Annotated in this window: 18 protein-coding genes and 1 pseudogene; 10 read left to right on the forward strand and 9 right to left on the reverse strand. The window is 68.7% G+C overall.

The features are described from left to right. Positions 1-42: 42 nt before the first annotated feature. The 3 genes from U4Y91_RS05340 to U4Y91_RS05350 are packed head-to-tail and all read left to right on the forward strand — an operon-like array spanning position 43 to position 4172. On the forward strand, positions 43-831 hold the full coding sequence (locus U4Y91_RS05340) for an enoyl-CoA hydratase/isomerase family protein (RefSeq protein ID WP_321803877.1): 789 nt from the start codon (positions 43-45) through the stop codon (positions 829-831). A gap of 3 nt (positions 832-834) precedes the next feature. After that, entirely contained in the window at positions 835-1992 is a 1158-nt protein-coding gene (locus U4Y91_RS05345; RefSeq protein WP_321803879.1) for an acyl-CoA dehydrogenase family protein, read from the forward strand. 50 nt (positions 1993-2042) lie between these two features. Next, positions 2043-4172: an acetate--CoA ligase family protein gene (locus U4Y91_RS05350; RefSeq protein ID WP_321803881.1), complete on the forward strand. Its 2130-nt coding sequence runs from the start codon at positions 2043-2045 to the stop codon at positions 4170-4172. Positions 4173-4269: 97 nt separating this feature from the next. On the opposite strand, the gene U4Y91_RS05355 is transcribed toward U4Y91_RS05350, so the two are convergent. Together U4Y91_RS05355 and U4Y91_RS05360 are read right to left on the reverse strand one after the other, a co-directional pair. Then, positions 4270-5661: an FAD-binding oxidoreductase gene (locus U4Y91_RS05355; RefSeq protein WP_321803883.1), complete on the reverse strand. Its 1392-nt coding sequence runs from the start codon at positions 5659-5661 to the stop codon at positions 4270-4272. 43 nt (positions 5662-5704) lie between these two features. Then, a complete protein-coding gene (locus U4Y91_RS05360; protein ID WP_321803885.1) occupies positions 5705-6835 on the reverse strand; it encodes a porin in 1131 nt (376 codons plus the stop codon). A 262-nt stretch (positions 6836-7097) separates the two neighbouring features. Between U4Y91_RS05360 and U4Y91_RS05365 the strand changes: the two genes are divergently transcribed. Next, on the forward strand, positions 7098-7694 hold the full coding sequence (locus tag U4Y91_RS05365) for a thioesterase family protein (protein ID WP_321803887.1): 597 nt from the start codon (positions 7098-7100) through the stop codon (positions 7692-7694). Positions 7695-7722: 28 nt separating this feature from the next. Then, on the forward strand, positions 7723-9210 hold the full coding sequence (locus U4Y91_RS05370) for an aldehyde dehydrogenase (protein ID WP_321803889.1): 1488 nt from the start codon (positions 7723-7725) through the stop codon (positions 9208-9210). Between the two features lie 15 nt (positions 9211-9225). On the opposite strand, the gene U4Y91_RS05375 is transcribed toward U4Y91_RS05370, so the two are convergent. Next, the gene (locus U4Y91_RS05375; protein ID WP_321804387.1) at positions 9226-9468 is read right to left on the reverse strand and encodes a type II toxin-antitoxin system VapB family antitoxin; all 243 of its coding nucleotides are present in this window, start codon (positions 9466-9468) and stop codon (positions 9226-9228) included. Positions 9469-9718: 250 nt separating this feature from the next. Between U4Y91_RS05375 and U4Y91_RS05380 the strand changes: the two genes are divergently transcribed. Beyond that, entirely contained in the window at positions 9719-10408 is a 690-nt protein-coding gene (locus U4Y91_RS05380; protein WP_321803891.1) for a phospholipase, read from the forward strand. 33 nt (positions 10409-10441) lie between these two features. Here the strand turns inward: U4Y91_RS05380 and U4Y91_RS05385 are convergent, their stop codons facing one another. After that, positions 10442-11941 carry an amino acid permease gene (locus U4Y91_RS05385; RefSeq protein WP_321803893.1) on the reverse strand — a complete coding sequence of 500 codons (1500 nt, stop codon included), beginning with the start codon at positions 11939-11941 and terminating at the stop codon, positions 10442-10444. A gap of 102 nt (positions 11942-12043) precedes the next feature. Then, positions 12044-13450, reverse strand: a complete 1407-nt coding sequence (gene aspA, locus U4Y91_RS05390) for an aspartate ammonia-lyase (RefSeq protein WP_321803895.1) — start codon at positions 13448-13450, stop codon at positions 12044-12046. A gap of 155 nt (positions 13451-13605) precedes the next feature. Here aspA and U4Y91_RS05395 point away from each other — a divergent pair, with 155 nt between their 5' ends. Continuing rightward, positions 13606-14580, forward strand: coding sequence for a LysR family transcriptional regulator (locus U4Y91_RS05395; RefSeq protein WP_321803897.1), 975 nt, complete (start codon positions 13606-13608; stop codon positions 14578-14580). Between the two features lie 81 nt (positions 14581-14661). Here U4Y91_RS05395 and U4Y91_RS05400 read toward each other — a convergent pair whose 3' ends face one another. From U4Y91_RS05400 to U4Y91_RS05410, 3 genes and pseudogenes are all read right to left on the reverse strand, one after another. After that, complete coding sequence (locus tag U4Y91_RS05400; protein WP_321803899.1) at positions 14662-15726, reverse strand: asparaginase; 1065 nt, start codon at positions 15724-15726, stop codon at positions 14662-14664. Between the two features lie 154 nt (positions 15727-15880). Continuing rightward, positions 15881-16912 (reverse strand): DUF2891 domain-containing protein, encoded by a 1032-nt coding sequence (locus U4Y91_RS05405; RefSeq protein ID WP_321803901.1) that lies wholly within the window; start codon positions 16910-16912, stop codon positions 15881-15883. Positions 16913-16922: 10 nt separating this feature from the next. Beyond that, positions 16923-17321 (reverse strand): annotated as a pseudogene (locus tag U4Y91_RS05410) (5-oxoproline transporter, DUF979 family subunit); the annotation flags it as partial. A gap of 371 nt (positions 17322-17692) precedes the next feature. Here U4Y91_RS05410 and U4Y91_RS05415 point away from each other — a divergent pair. From U4Y91_RS05415 to U4Y91_RS05425, 3 genes are all read left to right on the forward strand, one after another. Beyond that, positions 17693-17917 carry a hypothetical protein gene (locus U4Y91_RS05415; RefSeq protein WP_006750126.1) on the forward strand — a complete coding sequence of 75 codons (225 nt, stop codon included), beginning with the start codon at positions 17693-17695 and terminating at the stop codon, positions 17915-17917. Positions 17918-18295: 378 nt separating this feature from the next. Further along, the gene (locus tag U4Y91_RS05420; protein ID WP_321803903.1) at positions 18296-19300 is read left to right on the forward strand and encodes a chemotaxis response regulator protein-glutamate methylesterase; all 1005 of its coding nucleotides are present in this window, start codon (positions 18296-18298) and stop codon (positions 19298-19300) included. 55 nt (positions 19301-19355) lie between these two features. Further along, on the forward strand, positions 19356-20447 hold the full coding sequence (locus tag U4Y91_RS05425) for a diguanylate cyclase domain-containing protein (protein WP_321803905.1): 1092 nt from the start codon (positions 19356-19358) through the stop codon (positions 20445-20447). A 4-nt stretch (positions 20448-20451) separates the two neighbouring features. On the opposite strand, the gene U4Y91_RS05430 is transcribed toward U4Y91_RS05425, so the two are convergent. Further along, positions 20452-22701 carry a putative bifunctional diguanylate cyclase/phosphodiesterase gene (locus tag U4Y91_RS05430; protein ID WP_321803907.1) on the reverse strand — a complete coding sequence of 750 codons (2250 nt, stop codon included), beginning with the start codon at positions 22699-22701 and terminating at the stop codon, positions 20452-20454. Positions 22702-22706: the final 5 nt, after the last annotated feature.

Below are 22706 nucleotides of genomic sequence, written 5' to 3' on the forward strand. Positions count from 1 at the left end.
GACACCACCCCGACACACAACAACCAGGAGACAGTGATCAGCATGAGCATCGAGGACATTCGAATCGAACGGCACGACGGCGTCGTGACCCTTCGCCTGAACCGCCCGGCGAAACGCAATTCGCTCGCGCGGCCGCATCTCGACTTTCTTCGCGAGACGCTCGACGCGCTCGCGAACGATCCGGCCGTGCGCTGCGTCGTGCTGACCGGCACCGGCAGCGCGTTCTGTGCGGGCGCGGACGTCGACGAATGGGCCGAGGCCGAGCGCAACGGCGAACTCGACACCTACGGCTGGACCGAGCGCGCGCACCGTTTCGTGCAGACGCTCGCCGCATTTCCGCGTCCGACGATCGCCGCACTGAACGGCTCGACGGTCGGCGCCGGCACCGACATCGGCTTCGCGTGCGACTTCCGCATCGCGAGCACGGCCGCGACGCTGCGCTGCGGGTATACGGGCATGGGCTACAGCCCCGACATGGGCGGAAGCTGGTTCCTGCCGCGCATCGCGCGCCCCGACGTCGCACGCCGTTTCATCTTTCTGAATGAACGCTGGAACGCGCAGGACGCGCTCGCCGCGGGGCTCGTGTCCGAAGTCGTCGACGCCGACGATTTCGCAACGTACGTCGCCGCGTTCGCCGCGCGTCTCGCGCAAGGGCCGAGCGTCGCGTTCGGCCACACCAAGGCGCTGCTCGCGCAATCGCTCACGCAGACCCTCGCCGAGCAACTGCGCGGCGAGCTGGCGGCCGGCGTCGCGTGCGGTCACAGCGAGGACGGCCAGGAAGCGCTTCGCGCATCGGTCGAAGGCCGCGCACCTCATTTTGTCGGGAGATGATTGATGGATTTTTCGCTGACCCAAGAGCAGGAAATGCTGGTGACGTCGTTGCGCCAGTTCGTCGAGAAGGAACTGCAGCCCCATGAATTCGCGGTCGATCGTGCGGACGACGTGCCGCCCGAACTCGCCGACTCGATCCGCCGCAAGTCGCTCGAGCTCGGTTTCTATGCGTTCAACATGCCCGAGAGTGCCGGCGGCCCGGGGCTCGACTACGTGACGCAGGCGCTCGTCGAGCGCGAGCTCGGCCGCACGAGCTGGGCGCTGCATGTGTTCGTCGCGCGCCCGAGCAAGATCCTGATGGCGTGCAAGGGCGACCAGATCGAGCGCTACCTGAAGCCGGCCGTGCGCGGCGAGCGCGTCGACTGCTTCGCGCTGACCGAGCCGGGCGCCGGCTCCGACGCGATGGGCATCCGCACGCGCGCGGTGCGCGACGGCGACGATTACGTGATCAACGGCAGCAAGCACTTCATCAGTCACGCGGACACGGCCGACTTCGTGATCCTGTTCGCCGTCACCGGCGAGGAGGAAGTGCGCGGACAGAAGCGCAAGCGCGTGACCTGCTTCCTGATCGACAAGGACACGCCGGGCATGACCGTGCGGCGCGGCCCGCACTGCACGAGCCTGCGCGGCTATCACCAGTCGGAGATATTCCTCTCCGACTGCCGCGTGAGCGCCGCGCAGATCCTCGGCGAAGAGCATCGCGGCTTCGAGCTCGCGAACGACTGGCTGACCGCCGGCCGCGTGATGGTCGCCGCGAACAACATCGGCCGCGCACAGCGCGCGTTCGAGATGGCCGCCGAATGGGCCGCGACGCGTCATCAGTTCGGCAAGCGCATCGGCGACTTCCAGGGCACGTCGTTCAAGCTCGCGGACATGCAGACCGAGATCCGCGCGGCGGAACTCGTCACGCTGTACACCGCGCAGAAGCTCGACCAGGGCACGATGACCGACGGCGACGCCGCACTCGCGAAGCTGCTCGCGACCGAGACGCTCGGCCGCGTGACCGATCACGCGGTGCAGATCTACGGCGGCATGGGGCTGATGGACGAACTGCCGATCGAACGCTTCTGGCGCGATGCGCGCATCGAGCGCATCTGGGAAGGCACGTCCGAGATCCAGCGCCATATCCTGTCCAAGGAAATCCTCCGACGCTACAGCTGACGCGAATCGTCGCGCCGGCCCGTCCGGCGCGACTTCCGAAAGGACCTTTCATGACTTCCTCTCCCGCAGTCAGGGATCGCCGCGCGGCCGCGGCGGCCAATCTGCGCCGGCTGCTCGACCCGGCCAGCATCGCGTTCGTCGGCGGACGCGGCATCGCGGGCGCCGTGCAGCGCAGTCGCGATTACGGCTATGCCGGCGACATCCGGCTCGTCAATCCGCATCATGCGCAGATCGACGGCGTGCGCTGCCATGCGAGCGTCGCCGACCTGCCCGCCGCACCGGACGCCGTGTTCGTCGCGGTGCCCGCGCGCCAGGCGATCGACGTCGTGCGCGCGCTCGCCGCACGCGGCGCCGGCGGCGCGATCGTCTATGCGTCGGGTTTCTCCGAAACGGGCGCCGACGGCGCCGCGCTGCAGCAGGCGCTGGTCGACGCGGCCGGCGACATGGCCGTGCTCGGGCCCAATTGCTACGGCCTGATCAACGGGCTGAACGGCAGCGCGCTGTGGCCGGTCGCGCATTGCGCGCCGCGCGTCGAATCGGGCGTCGCGGTGATCACGCAGAGCGGCAACCTCGCGTACAACCTGTCGATGAGCGCGCGCTCGGTGCCGTTCGCGTATCTCGCGAGCGTCGGCAACCAGGCGTCGGTCGATATCGCGCGCCTCGTCGATGCGTTCGTCGACGATCCACGCATCCGCGCGATCGGCGTGCACCTCGAAGGGCTGAAGGACGTGCGCGCGTTCAGCGAGGCGGCGGCACGCGCACTCGCGCGCGGTGTGCCGATCGTCGCGCTGAAGAGCGGCACGTCGACGCTCGGCGCGCAGCTCGCGATGAGCCACACGAGTTCGCTCGCGGGCTCGGACGCGCTGTACGACGCGCTGTTCCGGCGGCTCGGCGTGATACGCGTAAAGGACCCGGTCGGCCTCGTCGAGACGCTGAAGCTGCTCGCGATCGCAGGCGTGCCCGAGCGCCGCACGCTCGCCGCGCTGGCGACGTCCGGCGGCGATGCGGGGCTCGTCGCGGATCTCGGCGAAGCGCGCGGCATCGCTTTTCCGCCGGTCGGCGATGCGGGCCGCGACGCGCTCGGCAACGTGCTGCCCGCGTACGCGACGATCGCGAACCCGCTCGATTTCACGACGACGCCGTGGGGCGACCCCGACCGGATGCGCGCATGCTGCGACGCGCTGCTCGCCGATCGCCCGGGCGCCGCCGCGCTGATCCTCGACTATCCGCAGGAAGCGACCGGCGAGCGGCCGCTGTGCGATATCGCCGCGCACGCGTTCGCGGCCTCCGCACGCCAGCACGGCGTGGTCGGCGCGGTGATCTCGGTGTTTCCGGACCTGACGCCGCCCGATCACGCGGCCCGCATGGCCGCCGCCGGCATCGCGCCGCTGCAGGGGCTTGCCGACGGGATCGATGCGATCGGCGCGGCGATGACCTACGGCGACACGCGCCGCCGCGTGCTCGACGCCGACGCGCTGAACGCGCTGCCGGTGCTGCGCGCGGGCGACGGCGGCAACGGCGCCGCGACGCTGCACGACGAATGGGCGAGCAAGCAGATGCTGGCCGCGCACGGGCTCGACGTGCCGCCGGCCGAATGCGTCGCGCCCGCCGATGCGCCGGCCGCCGCGCAGCGGCTCGGCTTTCCGGTCTGCGTGAAAGTGGTCAGCGATCGCCTGCCGCACAAGACCGAAGCCGGCGCGGTCGCACTGAAGCTCGGCTCGCCCGAAGCCGTCGCCGCGGCCGTCGCGCGAATGACCGAACAGGTCGCGCGTTATGCGCCGGATGTGCACGTCGAACGCATCCTCGTCGAGAAGATGGCCGACGCGCCGCTGCTCGAGCTGATCGTCGGCGTGAAGCGCGAGCCGAATTTCGGTCTCGCGCTGGTGCTCGGCACCGGCGGCGTGCTGGTCGAACTGATCCGCGACACCGCGACGCTGCTGCTGCCGGTGCGCGAAAGCGACGTGCGCGACGCACTGCTCGGGTTGAAGCTCGGCCCGCTGCTGACCGGCTATCGCGGGCGGCCGAAGGCCGATCTCGATGCGGTCGTCGCGAACGTGATGGCGATCGCACGCTTCGCACAGGCGCATGCCGACACGCTCGTCGAACTCGACGTCAATCCGCTGCTGGTGATGGAACGCGGCGCGGTGGCCGTCGATGCGCTGGTGCGGCTCGACGCGTGATGCCGGCCTGAAACGCGGCGGCCCGCTCGCGTGATGCGTGAGCGGGCCGCTGCCTGATTGCCGAGTCGTCCATCGAAGACGAAGAACGCTCTGCCGTTCAGATCACCTTGCCGGGATTGAGCAGTCCGAACGGATTGAATGCATGCTTGAGGCGGCGCATCGCGGCGATCTCGGCGTCGCTGCGCGAACAGCCGAGCCAGTCGCGCTTATAGCGGCCAATCCCGTGCTCGGCCGACACCGAGCCGCCCGCATCGCGCACGAGCGGATACAACACCGCGTCGACGTCGTGCGCGCCCTCACCCGCCGCATACGGCGCGGAAACGCACACATGCAGGTTGCTGTCGCCGAGGTGGCCGAAGAAGAACACGTGCGCCCCGGGCCAGCGTGCGTTCAGCGCGCGCTCGCACGCGTCGATGAACTTCTCCGTCGCCCGCGGCGGAATGCCGACGTCGAAATTGACGAGACCAGGGAGATCGTCGATCGCGAGCCCTTCGCGCACCGTCCAGAATACCTGCGCATCGGCCGCGGTCTGTGCGAGCGCCGCATCGTCGATCAGTCCGCGTTCGAGCCAGTCGGCCAGCACCGCTTCGAACCGTTCGGCCGTCTGCGCGGCATCGCCGCTCGCGCATTCGATCAGCACCTTGACGCCGCCATCCGCCGGCAGCGGCGCGCGCATGCCGGGCGTGTGCGCGCACACGTAGCCGTAGAATGCCGGCCACATCGCCTCGAAGCTCAGCAAGTCCGCGCATGCGGCACGCGCGTCGCGCAGCAGCGCGAGCGCCGCGGCCGTATCGCGCACCGCGCACAACGCGGTCGACGGCGCGGCGAGCCGCGGATGCAGCCGCAGCACGACGCGCGTGATGACGCCGAGCGTGCCTTCGCTGCCGACGAAAGTCTGCCGCAGGTCGTAACCCGCGTTGTTCTTCAGCATCTTGTTCAGCGAACTCAGCACGGTGCCGTCGGCCAGCACGACCTCGAGGCCGAGCACCTGCTCGCGCGTCGTCCCGTAGCGGATCACGCGATTGCCGCCCGCGTTGGTCGCGACGTTGCCGCCGATCTGGCACGAGCCGCGCGCGCCGAGATCGATGCCGAGCGCGAATCCCGCGTCGTCCACTGCTTGCTGCAGCTCCTGCAACGTCGTGCCGGCCCACGCGGTGACGGTGGCCGCGTCCGCATCGATCTCGACGACGCCCTTCATGCGTTCGAGCGACAGCACGACGTCCTGCGCAGCCGGCTCGGCGCCGGCCGCGAGCCCCGTCATCCCGCCCTGCGGCACGACCGTCTGACGATGCGCGGTGCAGATCGCGAGCGCGCGGCTCACGTCGTCGACGCTGCGCGGCCGCACCAGCGCACGCGGCCGCGGGCCGGCCGCTTCGCCGTAGTTCGTGAAATGACGCGCGCCGATGGCGTCGCCCACACCGATGCAATCGTCGCCGAGCGCGTCGCGCAGCGCGGCGACGACGTCGCCATTCAAGGAAGGATCGGACATGATCGACGGGGCCGGCCGAACCCGGCCCGGGAACGAGTAAGGATCAGAAATTATGCCGCATGCCGACGCGCGCGGCGGCCTGCGTGCGGCTCGTCGACGGCGTGAAGCTGTAGCCGATCACCGCGTCGACGCCGTTCGATGCACGCATCCAGTCGACCGCCGCATACACGTCGGTGCGCTTCGACAGCGCGTAATGCGCGCCGAGCGCGACTTCGTGCCAGTGATGCCCTTCGAACGTCGTGTACTGATAGCCCGCGACGAGCGACAGCGGCACGGTCGCCTGGTACAGGCCGCCCGCTTCGTACACGCGCATCGTCGACGATTGTCCGTAGCCCTTGAACGTCGTGTTGCTGAAGTCCGCGTTCAGCGTCAGCTTGCCGAACGTGTACGACGCGCCGACACCGAAGATCGATTGCGAATCGATCGAGAACGGCGTCGAATCGTGCAGGTCGGTGACGGCGCCCGTCGCCGGGTCGACCGTCGCGACCGTCTGCCCGAGCATCGTCCGCACGCCCATCTGCGCATACGGATCGAGCGCGGCAAGCCTGCGCGGCGCGTTGAGCCGCGTGTAGTTGCCGCCCGCCGAGAAATCGCCGTGCGTGTAGCTCGCGCCCACGCTCCATGCGCTGCCATCGTGGAAGCTGCCCGCGTCGTTGCTGAACGAATACATGCCGCCGACCACGAGCCCGTGGAAGCTATTGCTGACGAATTTCACCGCGTTCTGCAGCCGGTCGCCGCTCTGGCGGTCGAAATCGCCGAGGTGCACGCCGTAGCCGCTGCCGAACGCGCTCACGTTGTACGCGGCCGTGAAGTCGAACGCGAAGTCGTACTGATTGCCGAACGTCAGCGTGCCCCAGTCGTTGCCGAGCCCGACGTACGCCTGCCGCCCGAACATCGCACCGCCCTGGTTCAGCCTGCCGGTGCCGAGCCGGAAGCCGCTCTCGAGCTTGAACACCGCCTTGTTGCCGCCGCCGAGATCCTCGGTGCCCATCAGGCCGACGCGGTTGCCGTACGACACGCCGTCGTCGAACAGGTACGCGTGCGCGCCGCCCGTGTTGTTCACGTAGGTGATGCCGCCGTCGATGATCCCGTACAGCGACACGCTGCTCTGGGCATGGGCGTAGCCGTGGACCATCACCGACATCATGCCGGCCAGCAGGAAGCGCTTCTTCATTTTCGGTGTCTCCGGTTGCCGCGCGCGGCGGCTCGATTTTCCGTTGTGCTTGAACGCCGCCCGCCTGCTTCGCTTCGGCACCGCGGCGCTGGCGAGTATAGGTTTTGTTGAATGAATGTTCAATCGATTGACGAGATCGGATGCACCGGTGTTTACACCCATCGGCGATTTCATTATTGAAAAAACGTTCAACCCGTCATAACATCGACCGGCAGCCCCGCGGACGACGTGCGGGCCCGTTCCGAACCTCGGAGTGCACTGGATGACGACCACCCTCAGCCCCGCCGCCGAGCCGCGCCTGCGCTCGGCCTACGAAGGACAGAAGTCGCGCCCGTACGATCCGGCCGCGCCGATCGCGACGCCGCTCGAACTGCATCGCTGCATCGTGCAGCCCGAGTGGGTGGACTACAACGGCCACATGAGCGAGTCGTGCTACCTGCTCGTGTTCGGCGACAGCAGCGATGCGTTCTTCCGCTACTTCGGCATCGACGACGACTATCGCGAAGCCGGCTGCTCGATCTATTCCGCGGAAACGCACATTCGCCACCTGCGCGAAGCGATGCTCGGCGAGCCGCTGCGGCTCACGGTGCGGCTGCTCGACCTGGACGATCGCCGGCTGCACGTGCTCCATTCGATGCATCACGCGACGACCGGCGCGCAGCTCGCGACCGGCGAACAGCTGCTCACGCACGTGGACATGCGCGCGAAACGCTCGGCGCCGTTTCCGGACGCGATCCGCCGGCATCTCGACGCGATTCACGCCGAGCATGCGCGCGCGCCGCGCGAGCCGCACGCGGGCCGTGCGATCGCGATCCGCCGCGCGGTGCCCGCTGCTTCCGCTACCTCCACTTCCCGCTGACCAAGCCGAACCACGACGGAGATTTCCCATGCAGACGCACGACGCCTGGCGCAGCCGCGCCGGCCAGCTCGACATCGCTTCCCGCGCGTTCGTGGACGGCGCGTTCCGCGACGCGCACGACGGCGCCACCTTCACCTGCACGAGCCCGATCGACGGCCGCGTCCTCGCGCAGGTCGCGCATTGCCGCACGGCCGACGCCGACCTCGCGGTCGCGGCTGCGCAGCGCGCGTTCGAAAGCGGCATCTGGCGCAACGCATCGCCGCGCGAACGCAAGCGCGTGCTGCTGCGCTGGGCCGCGCTGATCCGCGAGCACGCGGACGATCTCGCGCTGCTCGAAACGCTCGACACCGGCAAGCCGGTCGGCGATACGACCACGATCGACATTCCGTCCACCGCGTATTGCGCCGAGTGGTTCGCCGAGGCGATCGACAAGACCGGCGGCGAGGTCGCGCCGGCCGACGCGCATCTCGTCGGGCTCGTCACGCGCGAGCCGATCGGCGTGGTCGCGGCGGTCGTGCCTTGGAATTTCCCCGCGATGATCGCGATGTGGAAATGCGCGCCCGCGCTCGCGGCCGGCAACAGCGTCGTGCTGAAGCCGTCCGAGAAGTCGCCGTTGAGCGCGCTGCGGCTCGCCGCGCTGGCCGCGCAGGCCGGGCTGCCGGCCGGCGTGCTGAACGTGCTGCCGGGGTTCGGCGATGCAGGCGAAGCGCTCGCGCGGCATCCGGACGTCGACTGCATCGCGTTTACCGGCTCGACCGCGATCGGCCATAAAGTCGCGCGCTGCGCGGCCGATTCGAACCTGAAGCGCGTATGGCTCGAACTCGGCGGCAAGTCGCCGCAGATCGTGCTGCCCGATTGCCCCGATCTCGAACGCGCGGCGCGCACCGTCGCGCACGCGGTGTTCTACAACACCGGGCAGATGTGCACGGCGGGTTCGCGCCTGCTCGTCCATCGCGCGATCCGCGACGAACTGGTCGCGCGCGTGCTCGCGATCGCGCCCGAGTATGCGCCCGGCGATCCGCTGTCGCCCGACACGCGGATGGGCAGCCTGATCGACGCCGCGCAGGTCGAGCGCGTGCTCGGCTACGTCGACGCCGGCCGTGACGAGGCGACGCTGCTCGCGGGTGGCCGGCGCGCGCGCACCGCGAGCGGCGGCCAGTACGTCGAGCCGACCGTGTTCGACTGTCCGCGGGCCGATGCGCGGATCGTGCGCGAGGAGATTTTCGGGCCGGTGCTGGCGGTGACGGCGTTCGACGATCTGGATACGGCCGTCGCACTCGCGAACGACACGCGCTACGGGCTCGCGGCGTCGGTGTGGACCGCCAACCTGACGACCGCGCACGAAACCGCGCGGCGGCTGCGGGCCGGCACGGTGTGGGTGAACGGCTACGAGGAAACCGACGACATGAACTTCCCGTTCGGCGGCTTCAAGGAATCGGGCAATGGGCGCGATAACTCGCTGCACGCGCTGGAGAAGTACACGGAGTTGAAGTCGACGGTGATCCGGTTGCGGTGATATCCAGTAGAAACTTCATTCGAACACGTCCGGCCCAGAGCATTCATGAGCGGCGGGCTCGGTTGTCGCAGCTTCCTCGAAATCGGCATCAACCGGGCCGATCAGTGGCGTCAGCCACGCCCAGTCTTGCGGCACGGGCTCGAGGATGACAGACGCGCCGTGCCGCCGAATCCGGACCTCCGTGGTATCGAAGCGGAAATCCTTGGGCAAGCGGACAGCCTGCGATCCACCATGCTCGAAAATCTTGGCAGCCTCCATCTCAGCACTCCATGCATCGACAAAACGTGGATATTTTTCCAACTGTGGGTCGCGGCGGCGAGTCGTGCGGTCGACATATTGATGATGAACGGTCGCCTTTCGGGAAATTTGCTCGCGACGGGACACGCGTAGCCGGACATTCTGGCTACGCATTCATTCCCATCGGGAAACAATCAATCACCATCCGGCGATTCATCTCCCCGTCCGCGCGTTCTAGACTATCGGATCACTTCCCCACCGGACCCACGCAATGACCGACGTCCTGCCGCTGACCACCGATCCCGAATCCGGCCTCCACTACCGGCTGCGCCCGGCCGCCGGCCGCCCCGCGGGCCGCCTGTTGCTGCTGCACGGCGTCGGCGGCAACGAAACCAACCTGCTGAACCTGGCCGGCACGATCGATCCGCGCCTCGAAATCGCGTTCGTGCGCGGGCCGCTGACGTTCGGCCCCGGCCAGCACGCGTGGTTTCCGGTGCGCTTCGGCCCGAACGGCCCGGAAATCGATGCGGCCCGCGCGGAGGCGAGCCGTGTGCAGTTGATCGCGCTGCTGCGCGCGTTGCGCGCGCGGGACACCGGGAACGAACCCGCCGCATTGCCCACCGTGATCGCCGGCTTCAGCCAGGGCGGCATCATGAGCGCGAGCGTCGGCCTCACCTCGCCGGCCGACGTCGCCGCATTCGCGGTGCTGTGCGGGCGCATCCTGCCGGAGATCGATCCGCTGATCGCGTCGCGCGATGCATTGAGCCCGCTGCACGCGCTGGTGATGCACGGCCGCTTCGACGACAAGCTGCCGGTCGCGTGGGCGAACACGGCCGACGCGAAGCTGACGGCGCTCGGCGTCGCGCACGACACGCAGCTCTATGACGCCGGCCACGAACTGACTGCGCAGATGGCCGGCGACTTCAGCCGCTGGGTCGGCGCACGCGCCGGATTGAACTGAGCGCACCGGGCGGTCGCCCGCCCGGGCCTGTCGTCAGACGTTGCTCGCCGGATCGGCAACGATCGGCACGCCAGCCTCGGCAGCAGCCTGTCGCTCGGCACCGCGCTTTGCCAGCTTCCAGCCGACCACCAGCGCGAGCACGACCACGGGAATCATCGCGACGGTCCACGTGCCGCCCGGGTAATCGAACGCCATCAGCACCAGCACGCTGACCAGGAACCCGAGCGTGAGCCACGACGTGAACGGCGCGCCGGGCATCCGGAACGACACGGGGCTCAGCTCGCCGCGATTGACCGCGCGGCGGAACAGGATCTGGCACATCACGATGAAGCCCCAGGTCGTGATGATCCCGAGCGACGCCATGTTCAGCACGATCTCGAACGCCTGCGCCGGCACGATGTAATTCAGCGGCACGCCGATCGCATTGACCGCGACCGTGACCAGGATCCCGCCGTACGGCACGCCGCGCGCGTTCATCCGCGACACGAAGCGCGGCGCCGAGCCGCCCATCGCGAGCGAACGCAGCACACGCCCGGTCGAATAAAGGCCGGAGTTCAGGCTCGACAGCGCGGCGGTCAGCACCACGACGTTCATCACCGTGCCGACGTACGGCACGCCGAGCTTGCTGAAGAACGTGACGAACGGGCTTTCGTGCGCGCTGTACGCGGTCCACGGCAGCAGCATCGTCAGCAGCACGACCGAGCCGACGTAGAACAGCGCGATGCGCCACATCACGCTGTTGATCGCCTTCGGCAGCACCTTGCGCGCATCGGCGGTCTCGCCCGCCGCGACGCCGACGAGCTCGATGCTCGCATACGCGAACACGACGCCCTGCACGATCAGCACCGCCGGCAGGATCCCGTGCGGGAAGATCCCGCCGTGATCCGCGACCAGATGCAGCCCCGGCATCTGCCCGGCAACCGGATGGCCGCTCGCGAGAAACACGGCGCCGACCGCGAGGAACAGCGCGAGCGTCCCCACCTTGACGATCGAGAACCAGAACTCCATCTCGCCGAACACCTTCACGCCGATCATGTTCATCACCGACACGATCCCCAGCGCGCCGAGCGCGAACACCCACTGCGGCACGTCGGTGAACACGGCCCAGTACTTCATGTAGATCGCCACCGCGGTGATGTCGACGATGCCGGTGGTCGCCCAGTTCAGGTAGTACATCCAGCCCGCGACGAACGACGCGCGCTCGCCCATGAACTCCCGTGCGTACGACACGAACGAGCCGCTGGTCGGCCGGTGCATCACGAGCTCGCCGAGTGCGCGCATGATCAGGAAGGCGAATGCGCCGCACACGAGATACACGACGGCCAATGCGGGCCCCGCGCTCTGCAGGCGGCCGCCCGCGCCGAGAAAGAGGCCGGTGCCGATCGCACCGCCCATCGCGATCATCTGCACGTGTCGGGGCTTCAAGTGCTGCGCATAGCCGGCTTCGTGCGACGCGAACATCGCATCGCGATCGGCATGACGGGGGTCCGCGCCGCCGGCCGGGTCGGCCGCGCGCTCGCTGGCGTGCTTCATGGTGTGTCTCCGTTTCTTGATGTGTCGCGCCCGTCGGCGGGCGCTGCGGGAACGGCCGCGCGCGGGCCGCCGGCGGCAGGCGCCGGCGCCGCGCGGCCGGAATCAGTACGCGCGCGGACGGATCAGCGCTTCGGGCTGCAGCGCCTCGTCCAGTTGCGCGTCGGTCATCAGCTGGCGATCGAGCACGACTTCGCGGATCGACTTGCCGCTCGCGTGCGCCTCGGCGGCCACGGCGGTCGCGCGCTTGTAGCCGATGTACGGGTTCAGCGCGGTCGCGAGCGCGACCGACCGCTCCATCGTTTCGCGCAACCGCTCGGGGTTCGCGGTGATCCCGCTCACGCAGCGGTCCGCGAGCGTCGTGCAGGCGGCCGTCAGGTGGCCGAAGCTGCGGAACAGCGCGCTCGCGATCACCGGCTCGAACGCGTTGAGCTGAAGCTGGCCGGCCTCGGCGGCGAAGGTCACCGTCAGGTCGTTGCCGAACACTTCGAACGCGACCTGGTTCACGACTTCCGGTATCACCGGGTTCACCTTGCCCGGCATGATCGACGAGCCGGCCTGCACCGGCGGCAGGTTGATTTCGCCGAAGCCGGCACGCGGGCCGCTCGACAGCAGCCGCAGGTCGTTGCAGATCTTCGACAGCTTGACCGCGATCCGCTTCAGCACGCCGGAGACCTGCACGAACGCGCCGCAGTCCTGCGTCGCCTCGATCAGGTTCGGCGCGGTGCTCAGGTCCAGGCCGGTGATGCGGCGCAGCGCGGCCAGCGCCTTCTCCGCATACTGCGGATGCGCGGTGATGCCGGTGCCGATCGCGGTCGCGCCGAGATTGATCTCGCGCATCAGCAAGCCGGCTTCCTGCAGGCGCGCGATGTCTTCCGTCACCATCACCGCGTAGGTCGAGAACTCCTGGCCGAGCGTCATCGGCACGGCGTCCTGCAACTGCGTGCGGCCGAGCTTCAACAGATCCGCGAACGCGTCGGCCTTCTCCGCGAACGCATCGCGCAGGCGCGCCATCGCGTCGAGCAGATGCTCGACCGCAAAGCAGGTCGCGATCCGGATCGCGGTCGGATAGACGTCGTTCGTGCTCTGCGCGAGGTTGACGTGCTCGTTGGGATGCAGGTATTCGTATTGCCCGCGTGCATGCCCCATGATCTCGAGCGCGCGGTTGCAGATCACCTCGTTGGCGTTCATGTTGGTCGACGTGCCGGCCCCGCCCTGGATGATGTCGACCACGAACTGGTCGTGCAGGCGGCCTTCGCGGATCTCGACACAGGCGGCGGCGATCGCGTCGCGATACGCGTCCGGCAGCAGCCCGAGCTCGCAGTTCGCGTCGGCCGCGGCTTCCTTCACCGCCGCGAGCGCCATGACGAGGTACGGCAACGACGCGATCGTGCGCCCCGAAATATCGAAGTTTTCCTTCGCGCGCAGCGTATGGACGCCGTAGTACGCCGAATCCGGAATGCTTCGTTTCCCTAAGAGATCCGCTTCGACGCGGAAGCCGTTTTCCGTCATGGTGCCCCTCCTGAAATGTCTCGTGCCGCCGCGGCAACGCGGCTGCGTTCACCGCTTCCCCGTACGACGGGATCGCATTCTATGCCTTTGCATAAAGAAGCTCGTCTCTGTATTATCGAAAGCAGTTTTGCGTGGGACGCAACAGCGAGAGACGAATGAAAACAATGGCAAGAGACACCGGCATCGATCACCTCGGCGCGATGCGCGCGTTCGTGCGGGTCGTCGAAATGGGGAGTTTTTCCGCGGTCGCGAAGGAGATGCACGTGTCGACGTCCACCGTCGCGCGCAAGATCACGGCGATCGAGGACGCGCTCGGGGTCGCGCTGCTGCATCGCTCGACGCACAGCGTGACGCTGACCGAGGCCGGCCACATCTACCTGGAACGCGCGGTCACGCTGATCGCCGATCTCGACGACACGCTGCGCGTCGTCGCCGAGCTCAATTCGCAGCCGAGCGGCCCGCTGAAGCTCACCGCGCCGGTCGCGTTCGGCCGCCGCCACCTCGCGCCGCTGATCGCGCCGTTTCTCGCGCGCTACCCGACGATCCAGCTCGACGTGCGGCTCACCGACAACCACAACGATCTCGTCGCCGGCGGCTTCGACCTCGACATTCACGAGGGCGAGAACTATCTGGACAACCTGGTCGTCCACCGGCTGTCGCGCAACGACAGCATCCTGTGCGCGACGCCCGGCTATCTCGACCGCTGCGGGCGCCCCGCGACACCGGACGACCTGCGGCATCACAACTGCCTGCGCTACGTGCACCCGGAAGGCGATCCGCGCTGGGAGCTCGCGCGCGGCGACGCGCGGCACAGCGTGCTGCCGGCCGGCAACCTCGTCACCGATCATTCGGAACTGCTGCTGGATGCAACCTGCGCGGGGCTCGGCATCGCCGAATTCGAGATCTGGCTGGTGCGCGACCTGCTCGCGAGCGGCCGGCTCGAAGCCGTGCTGCCGCGCTACCGGCTGCAGAACAAGCTCACGGGCGACTACATCTACATCGCGTACCTCGCGAACCGCCGCAGCTCGGCGAAGCTGCGCGTGCTGAAGGACTTCCTCGCGGAACATCTCGCGCACATCGGCGAGCTGTCGGAAGTCGAGCTGACGAAGATTCGCGACGCGGGCGCGTAGCCGCTGCGGGCGCACCGGCCGGCAAGCCGGCGCCGCTGCCGCACGCACCTCCGGCCTGCGGCATCGGTGCGCCGACGCCCGTCAGGCCGGCTGCAATTCGAACGGGAACGTCGCGTGCCCGATCTCGACACCCTGCGTGTTCAGCATCCGCGGCCGGTGGAACGCGGCGAGCCGCGCGCGCTGCGCGTCCGTGCCGATCTGCAGACGCTCGAGCAGTTCGCTGACCATCATGTACAGCACGTCGATGTTGCCGTCCTCGATCTTCACCGAGAGGCCGAGCGCGCCGTCGGCGCCGAGTGCCCGCGTGCGCGCCGATGCGCGTACGCCGATCCCGTAGCACGCATCCGCACCGAGCTTGCCGACGACCTGCCCTTCGAACGCGTCCATCAGCACCGTGCAGTAGCGCCCTTCTCCGGCGACCAGCTCCGGATGGGCCGTCATCGCATGATGAATGCGCGCCAGCGCACGCACGCGATCGGTCGCCGCGGCCGCGCCAGCTGCCACCGTATCCGCGCCGTCGGCCAGCGATGCGTAAAGACGCGCGAGGCGATCGAGCGAGAACGCCGGCGTCGGCAGGTTGCAGCCGTCGATCGCCCAGTCGACCTCGTCGTCGCGCAGGCCGCACGCATTGGCGACCACCTGTTTCACGCGCACCTGCATCGGATGCTCCGGCAGATGATAGTCGGCGATCGCGGCGCCGATCGCCCGCGCGCCGGCCAGCATCCCGACATGCTTGCCCGAACAGTTGCTGCAGACGCCGGTCGGCGTGTAGTCGCGCTTGATCCACGACCGGTACACCGCGTCCGACAGCGGCGCATGCCCGCCGCACCGCAGATCCGACTCCTGCGCGTCGACCTTCTCCAGCATCGCCCGCGTGCGCGCGATGTGCCGCTCCTCGCTGCTGTGCGACGCGCACATCAACGCGATGTCCGCGTCGTCGAAACCGAACCGCTCGGGCGCGCCCGTCTCGATCACGGACAGCGCCTGGGCCGGCTTCGCCGCCGAGCGCGCGAGCGTCATCCGGTACGGATCGCCGAGCCGGAACAGCAGTTTGCCGCCGGCATCCACCACCGCCACGTCGGCGACGTGTTTATTCTCGATCGCCTTGCCGCGGTACGTCACGACCGCTGCGCGTTGGGTGTCCATCTGTCCTGTCTCCTTCGTCGGGGCCTGAATGCCGGGGCCCGTGCAACCGGTACGGCAGTGTATCGAGTCTGCCGCCGGGTCGAGTCGATCGGCCGGTGGAAAGTGGTATTGCGCCGGATGCAAAGCCGTCGCGCCTCACGAAAACCTGACCGACTCAGTACATATAGCCTTCGATCGCCAGCAGCGCGAACGTCGCGAGCCAGTGCTCGCCCATGTAATCGCCGGCCACGTGCGCGAGCGCGCTCGCGAGATGCCGGTCGGCCGCATCGAGCAGCCTCGCGCGCCGCGCATCGTCTTCCGGCAGCGCGCCGGCCAGCGCGCGCTGGCACCACGCGCGGCTCAGGTTCAAGCCGTCCAGGTGCGCGATCTTGCCGTCGCTGCGGTCGCTGACCGTCGCCGGCACGAACAGCGTCGCCGGCTCGCCGCGCGCGAGATCCGGCAGGAAACGCACGAACCAGCCGTCGAATTCGGCGGCCGGCAGCACGCGCCGCATCAGCTCCGCCTCCATCAGCGCGGGCGACAGGAACTCGTCGCCCGACGGCTCCCACGCCTGGCACGCGACATCGTTCAGGTGCCAGCGTTTCGCGGTATCGACGATCAGCGCCGCGAGCCCGTCGCGCTGCGTCGCGCGCGCAAAGTCGAGCGCGAGCGCCAGTGCGAACGCGGTGTTGAAGTGCGTGCCGACCCGCAGCGGATAGGTCGCCTTCGGCAGGAAGGTCTCGAAGCGCGCGACGAACAGGTCGGCGAGCGGCGCGATCGTCTTCGCCCAGCGGGCGGCCTGCGGCACCACGCCCTTCAGCGCGAGCCGCTCCAGCTGCGCGGACAGCGCCAGCAGCCACGCCCATCCGTACGGCCGCTCGAAGCCGCTGTTGTGCGGCAGCGCGAGATACGCGCGTTCGCCGACGACGTTCGCGTCGGTGAAATGCGCGTCGACGACGGCGATGATCCGGGCGGCTTCCGCCAACGCCGGATAGCGTTCGAGCACGCGCAGCACGAGCCAGTAGCCGTGCACGCACGAATGCCAGTCGTAGCTGCCGTAGAAGATCGGGTGCAATGCGCGCGGCCCCTGCACGTCGTGCGGGCCTTCGAGCGAATGGGTGAGCTTGTTCGGATATTCGCGGGTCAGGTGCGCGAGCGCGAGCGACGCGAATTTCGACGCGAGTTCGGGGGTCAGTCGGTCGGTCATGGGCATCTCGTCAGAAGCGGAATACGAACGCGTACATCAGCAGCGTGTTGACGGCCAGCAGCAGCACGGCGGTCGGCCACTGCGCCTTGATCACGCCGTTCTTGTCCTTCAGCTCGAGCAGCGCGGCCGGCGCGATGTTGAAGTTCGCGGCCATCGGCGTCATCAGCGTACCTCAGAAGCCGCTCAGCATCCCGATCGCGCCGAGGATCGCCGGGTTGCCGTGGAACTGGTGGACGATCAGCGGCAGGCCGATGCCGGCCGTCATCACCGGGAACGCGGCGAACCCGTTGCCCATGATCATCGTGAACAGCGCCATGCCGACCGTATAGGCGGCGACGACCGCGAACGGCGAATCGATCGGCACCCAGTCCTTCACGAGCCCCGCCACCACGCCGCCGACGCCCGCGATCGTCACCACCAGCAGCGCGTTGAAACGCAGCGCGAAACCGATCACGACGATCGGCACGCCAATCAGCACCAGCATTGCTCCTCCGTGTGTTGGATGCGCGGCGCCGGGACGACACGCCGCCAGCCCGGTTTCGACCGGTTCACGCCGCAAAATCCAACACGAGACTTTACCGATAAAAAGTCGACAATTTGATGCTTCGGATAAGCATTGAAACCGGTACTACCGTGCGCCGGCCGTGTGTCAGCGGTGTTTCGGTCGGCAGCGGGCGGCAACGGCGGCGCGCGCGTGGCATGCGCGCGCCCGCCGCGCATGGCGGAGCGCCGGTGCGCCGACTAAACTGGAAGGCATCGGCAACGTTCGGGAGAGCCGCCATGATTGACGTATTCCAGACCATCGGCAGCCGCGCGTTCTCCGCTCATCTGGCGAAGGACGGGATGGTGACGCTGATGGAACAACGCCAGGAAGTCGACCGCGTGACGCTCGCGACCGCCTATGCCGCACTCGTCGAGGAATCGGAGCAGGAAGCCGACCTGCTCGACGCAACCGTCGAAGGGATGATGCGCGCGCTGATCCAGGGGTACGCGCGCAGCCATTGATCGACTGAACGCGTGCCGGGCGCGGTGCACCGGCCTGCGCGGCCGGCTCGCCGATGCCCGCGCATGCGCCCGTTTCCCGCCGAAACGAACGCGCCGGCAACGGGTTTTCCGCACTGCCGCATCGTCCCGCACATGGCCGTCCGCCTTCCCGGGCGGCAAAAATGTCGCCCCGGAATAGAGAAAAGGGTCGGAAACGACGCAATGCGCAATTTTTTCGATTGCCGCCGCTCGCGCCGCATGACAGCATGCGGACGTCGCCAATCGAAAAGAACTCCGTGCCGCCCGCCCGCCGATGCCGTTCGGCGGCGCCGGATCGGCACTGCCTTTCATGAACCCGGCCCATATCCAACACTACGAACCGACCGGAGTATCCCGCTTGTGAATATCGGCATCGTCAACGACCTCCCGCTTGCCGTCGAGGCGATGCGCCGCGCGCTCGCGCGCCGGCCCGAGCATCGCGTGCTGTGGGTCGCGACCGACGGCGCGCAAGCCGTCGAACTGTGCGCCGCGCAACCGCCCGACGTCGTGCTGATGGACCTGATCATGCCGAAGTGCGACGGGATCGAGGCGACGCGGCGGATCATGCGTTCCGCCCGCCCGTGCGCGATCCTGATCGTGACGAGCTGCATCGGCGCGAACGCATGGCGCGTGTTCGAAGCGATGGGTGCCGGCGCGCTCGACGCGGTCGATACGCCTCGCCTCGGCGAAGACGCGGCGGGCGACACCGCGCGGCTGCTGCTCGCCAAGATCGAGCAGATCGGCCGCCTGCTCGACGCGCCCGGCGGTGTCCGCGCGGCCGGCACGGCCTCACGCGCGGGCGGCGGCCCGCTGATCGCGATCGGCGCGTCCGCCGGCGGCCCCGGTGCGCTCGCGTCGATCCTCGGCAGCCTGCCGGCCGACTTCAGCGCGCCGATCGTGATCGTCCAGCACGTCGATCGCGCGTTCGCCGAAGGCATGGCGCAATGGCTCGACGGCCAGACGCCGCTGACCGTGCGCGTCGCGCATCAAGGCGACCGCCCGCAGCCGGGCGTCGCGCTGCTCGCGGCGACCGACGATCACCTGCGCATCACGCGCACCGGCACGCTCGAATACACGCGCGAACCGGCCGCCACGCCGTACCGGCCGTCGGTCGACGTGTTCTTCAACAGCCTGACCGAGCACTGGCCGGGCCGTGTGATCGGCGTGCTGCTGACCGGCATGGGACGCGACGGCGCGATCGGCCTGAAGGCCCTGCGGATGAAGGGCTATCACACGATCGCGCAGGACGAGGCGACCAGCGCCGTCTACGGCATGCCGAAGGCGGCCGCGACGCTCGGCGCGGCCCGCGCGATCCTGCCGCTCGAGCGCATCGCGGGCGAGTTGGCGGCACTCGCGCGAATCTGAACCCAATGAAACCCTGTCACACCCGTCGCAGCCATGGCGCGACCCTGCATCAATCATGACCAGCGACCTCACCCGCCCGCCCGGCGGCCTGCAGGCGGCGTTCGACGCCGCGCACCTGCCGCCCATGCCGCACGCCGACACCCCCGCAATGGTCCTGCTCGTCGACGACCAGACGATCGTCGCGGAAGCCATCCGGCGCGCGCTCGTCGACGAGGACGGCATCGACTTCCACTACTGCCCGCGCTCGGACGACGCGCAGGCGACCGCGATCGAGACGCGGCCGACCGTGATCCTGCAGGATCTCGTGATGCCCGGCATCGACGGGCTGAGCCTCGTGAAGGCGTACCGCGCGAATCCGGCGACGCGTGACGTGCCGATCATCGTGCTGTCGACGCAGGAAGAGCCGGTGATCAAGAGCGCCGCGTTCGCGGCCGGCGCGAACGACTATCTCGTGAAACTGCCCGACCGCATCGAGCTGGTCGCGCGGATCCGCTATCACTCGCGCTCGTACATGAACCTGCTGCAGCGCGACGAGGCCTATCGCGCGCTGCGGCAATCGCAGCAGCAACTGCTCGAGGCCAATCTCGAACTGCGGCGCCTCACGCATTCGGACGGCCTGACCGGGCTGTCGAACCGCCGCTATCTCGACGAATACCTGGCCGCCGAATGGCGGCGCGGCACGCGCGAGCGCAGCGAGCTGTCGCTGCTGATGATCGACGTCGACAACTTCAAGCTGTACAACGACACGTACGGCCACGTGTCGGGCGACAGCGTGCTCAAGCAGGTCGCGACAACCATCGAGCGCTGTCTCGGGCAGTCCGGCGACCTCGCCGCGCGTTTCGGCGGCGAGGAGTTCGCGGTCGTGATGCCGGCCACGTCGCCGGGCGCCGCGCGGCTGCTCGGCGAGAAGATTCGCCTCGCGGTCGAGTCGCTGCGGCTCGAGCACGCGCATGCGTCGACGGGCCGCTACGTGACGATCAGCATCGGCGGCGCGAGCATCGTGCCGGCCCCCGGCCTGCCGACCACCTCGCTGATCGAGGCGGCCGATCGCGCGCTGTATCGCGCGAAGCACGACGGCAAGAATCGCGTCGAGATCGACGCGCCGCCGGCCCCCCCTGTTCCGCCGGCCGGCGGCGCTTTCGCCTGAACGCCTACACGGTGACGAGCCGGCGCGCGTAATCGGTCGGATCGAGCGGCCGGCCGAACAGGTAGCCCTGCTGCATGTCGCAGCCGATCTGCTGCAGGAACCACGACTGCGCCTGGGTCTCGACACCTTCCGCGGTGACCTTCATCCCGAGGGAATGCGCCATCGCGACGACGGCCTGCGTGATCGCGACCGAGTCGCGATGATCGGGCACGCCCGATACGAACGAGCGGTCGACCTTCAGGTTGTGCAGCGGGAAACGCTTCAGGTAGGCGAGCGACGAGTAGCCGGTGCCGAAATCGTCGACCGAGATCCGCACGTTCATGTCCGTGAGCGCTTCGAGCATCGGCAGCACGGTGTCCGTGTCGTTCATCAGCAGTCCTTCGGTAATCTCCAGTTCGAGCGCCCCCGGATCGAGCTGCGTCTGCGCGAGGCAGTGGTAGACCGACTCGACGAGCCCCTCGTGGAACTGCCGAGGCGACAGGTTGACCGCGAGCATCAGGTCGGGCGCGATCGTGCGGCGCCATTCGGCGGCCTGCCGGCAGGCCGTTTCGAGCACCCACTGGCCGATCGCGACGATGAGCCCGGTATCTTCCGCGACCGGAATGAATTCCGCCGGCGACATCGGCCCGAGCTCGGGGCTCGTCCAGCGCAACAGCGCTTCGGCGCCGACCGTGCGGCCGCTGCGCGCGTCGACGACCGGCTGGTACGCGAGCCGCAGCATGTCCGACGAGAGCGCGCGCCGCAGCGACTGCTCGATCGCGAAGCGGCGCTGCAGGCGCAGGTTCAGCTGCGCGGTGAAGAACGTGAAGTGGTTGCGGCCGCGCTGCTTCGCGTCGTACATCGCGGAGTCGGCATTGCGCATCAGCGTGACCGCATCATCGCCGTCGCGCGGCGCGACGCTGATCCCGATCGACACGCCGAGCCAGTATTCGTTGTTCGCGATCTCGAACGGCTTCGCGATCGTGTCGATCACCTCGCGCGCGAGCACGGCCAGCCCGTCGGGATCGTCGCAGTGGTCGACGAGGATCACGAACTCGTCGCCGCCGACGCGCGTGAGCGCGTGGCGCCCGCCCGCGCAGGCCGCGAGGCGCGCCGCGACGCTGCGCAGCAGCGCGTCGCCGGCCTCGTGGCCGGCCGTGTCGTTGACCTTCTTGAAGCCGACGAGATCGATGAACAGGATCGCGACATGCGCAGGCCCGGCCGCCGCCTCGCGCGCGCCGAACAGCTCGCGCATCCGCTCGGAGAGCCAGCGCCGGTTGTAGAGGCCCGTCAGCGCGTCGCGCGTCGCCAGGTAGCGCAGTTGCTGCTGCGCTTCGCGCACGGGGCCGATGTCATGAAACGACACGAGCACCGATTCGGGCTGCGTCTCGCCCGGTTTCACGATCGGCACCGCGTTGCCGCGCACCCAGATGATGTCGCCGTCGGCGAGCCCGAAGCCGACCGAGTAGTCGAGCTGCGGCATGGCCGTGGTGAACGCGAGCCGGCTCGGCCAGTCGTCGGGCTCGATCAGCGTGCCGTCCTCGCGCAGCTTGTACAGGATCACCGTCGACAGCCCGCGGCCGACGAGATCGCCCTTCGCCCGCATCATCCGGTTCGCGCTCGGATTGCTCGCGATCACGATGCCGTCGCGCGACACGACGAGAATCCCTTCGTTCAGGCTGTTGACGACCAGGCGGTGATGTTCCTCGCTGCGCGCGAGCTGCCGCGCGATCCAGTCCTGGTGCACCGCGAGGCCGACGCTGTTGCCGATATCGCGCAGCAGGTCGGTTTCGGTGTCGGTGGGCCGCCGCGGCGTACGGTGATAGACGGCGAATGCGCCGAGCACGGTGCCCGCATCGTCCAGGAACGGCACCGACCAGCACGCGCGCAAGCCGTGCGGCAACGCGAACGAACGGTAGTCGGCCCACAGCGGATCGGTTTCGATGTCTTCGACGGCGATCATCCGGCGCTCGTACATCGCCGTGCCGCACGAGCCCGCGGCGGGCCCGATCGATGCGCCGTCGATCGCCGCGCTGTACTGCACGGGCAGCGACGGCGCGGCGCCGACGTGCACGTGCACGCCGTCCGCGTCGAGCAGCAGGATCGTGCACGACGCGCCGTCGCCGAGCAGCGCCTCGGCGCGCCGGCAGACCTCGACGAGCAGTTCCGGCAGGGGTGTATTGCGTGTGATCAGCCTCAGCACGCTTTGCTCGGATGCGAGCACTTCCGCTGCGAGGCCAAGACTGTAGCGAGAACTTTGCGGTTCGGTATTCAAGATGA

This window comes from Burkholderia sp. BCC1993 (assembly GCF_905339865.1).
GTDB lineage: Bacteria > Pseudomonadota > Gammaproteobacteria > Burkholderiales > Burkholderiaceae > Burkholderia.

Bases quoted from the DNA above. Each gene is read 5' to 3' on its own strand.
- U4Y91_RS05425 (WP_321803905.1), top strand. From the start codon at position 19,356: ATGACCAGCGACCTCACCCGCCCGCCCGGCGGCCTGCAGGCGGCGTTC.
- U4Y91_RS05360 (WP_321803885.1), bottom strand. From the start codon at position 6,835: ATGAAGAAGCGCTTCCTGCTGGCCGGCATGATGTCGGTGATGGTCCAC.
- U4Y91_RS05400 (WP_321803899.1), bottom strand. From the start codon at position 15,726: ATGGACACCCAACGCGCAGCGGTCGTGACGTACCGCGGCAAGGCGATC.
- U4Y91_RS05385 (WP_321803893.1), bottom strand. From the start codon at position 11,941: ATGAAGCACGCCAGCGAGCGCGCGGCCGACCCGGCCGGCGGCGCGGAC.
- U4Y91_RS05395 (WP_321803897.1), top strand. From the start codon at position 13,606: ATGAAAACAATGGCAAGAGACACCGGCATCGATCACCTCGGCGCGATG.
- U4Y91_RS05375 (WP_321804387.1), bottom strand. From the start codon at position 9,468: ATGGAGGCTGCCAAGATTTTCGAGCATGGTGGATCGCAGGCTGTCCGC.
- U4Y91_RS05345 (WP_321803879.1), top strand. From the start codon at position 835: ATGGATTTTTCGCTGACCCAAGAGCAGGAAATGCTGGTGACGTCGTTG.
- U4Y91_RS05370 (WP_321803889.1), top strand. From the start codon at position 7,723: ATGCAGACGCACGACGCCTGGCGCAGCCGCGCCGGCCAGCTCGACATC.
- U4Y91_RS05355 (WP_321803883.1), bottom strand. From the start codon at position 5,661: ATGTCCGATCCTTCCTTGAATGGCGACGTCGTCGCCGCGCTGCGCGAC.
- U4Y91_RS05405 (WP_321803901.1), bottom strand. From the start codon at position 16,912: ATGACCGACCGACTGACCCCCGAACTCGCGTCGAAATTCGCGTCGCTC.
- U4Y91_RS05415 (WP_006750126.1), top strand. From the start codon at position 17,693: ATGATTGACGTATTCCAGACCATCGGCAGCCGCGCGTTCTCCGCTCAT.
- U4Y91_RS05350 (WP_321803881.1), top strand. From the start codon at position 2,043: ATGACTTCCTCTCCCGCAGTCAGGGATCGCCGCGCGGCCGCGGCGGCC.
- aspA (WP_321803895.1), bottom strand. From the start codon at position 13,450: ATGACGGAAAACGGCTTCCGCGTCGAAGCGGATCTCTTAGGGAAACGA.
- U4Y91_RS05380 (WP_321803891.1), top strand. From the start codon at position 9,719: ATGACCGACGTCCTGCCGCTGACCACCGATCCCGAATCCGGCCTCCAC.
- U4Y91_RS05340 (WP_321803877.1), top strand. From the start codon at position 43: ATGAGCATCGAGGACATTCGAATCGAACGGCACGACGGCGTCGTGACC.
- U4Y91_RS05365 (WP_321803887.1), top strand. From the start codon at position 7,098: ATGACGACCACCCTCAGCCCCGCCGCCGAGCCGCGCCTGCGCTCGGCC.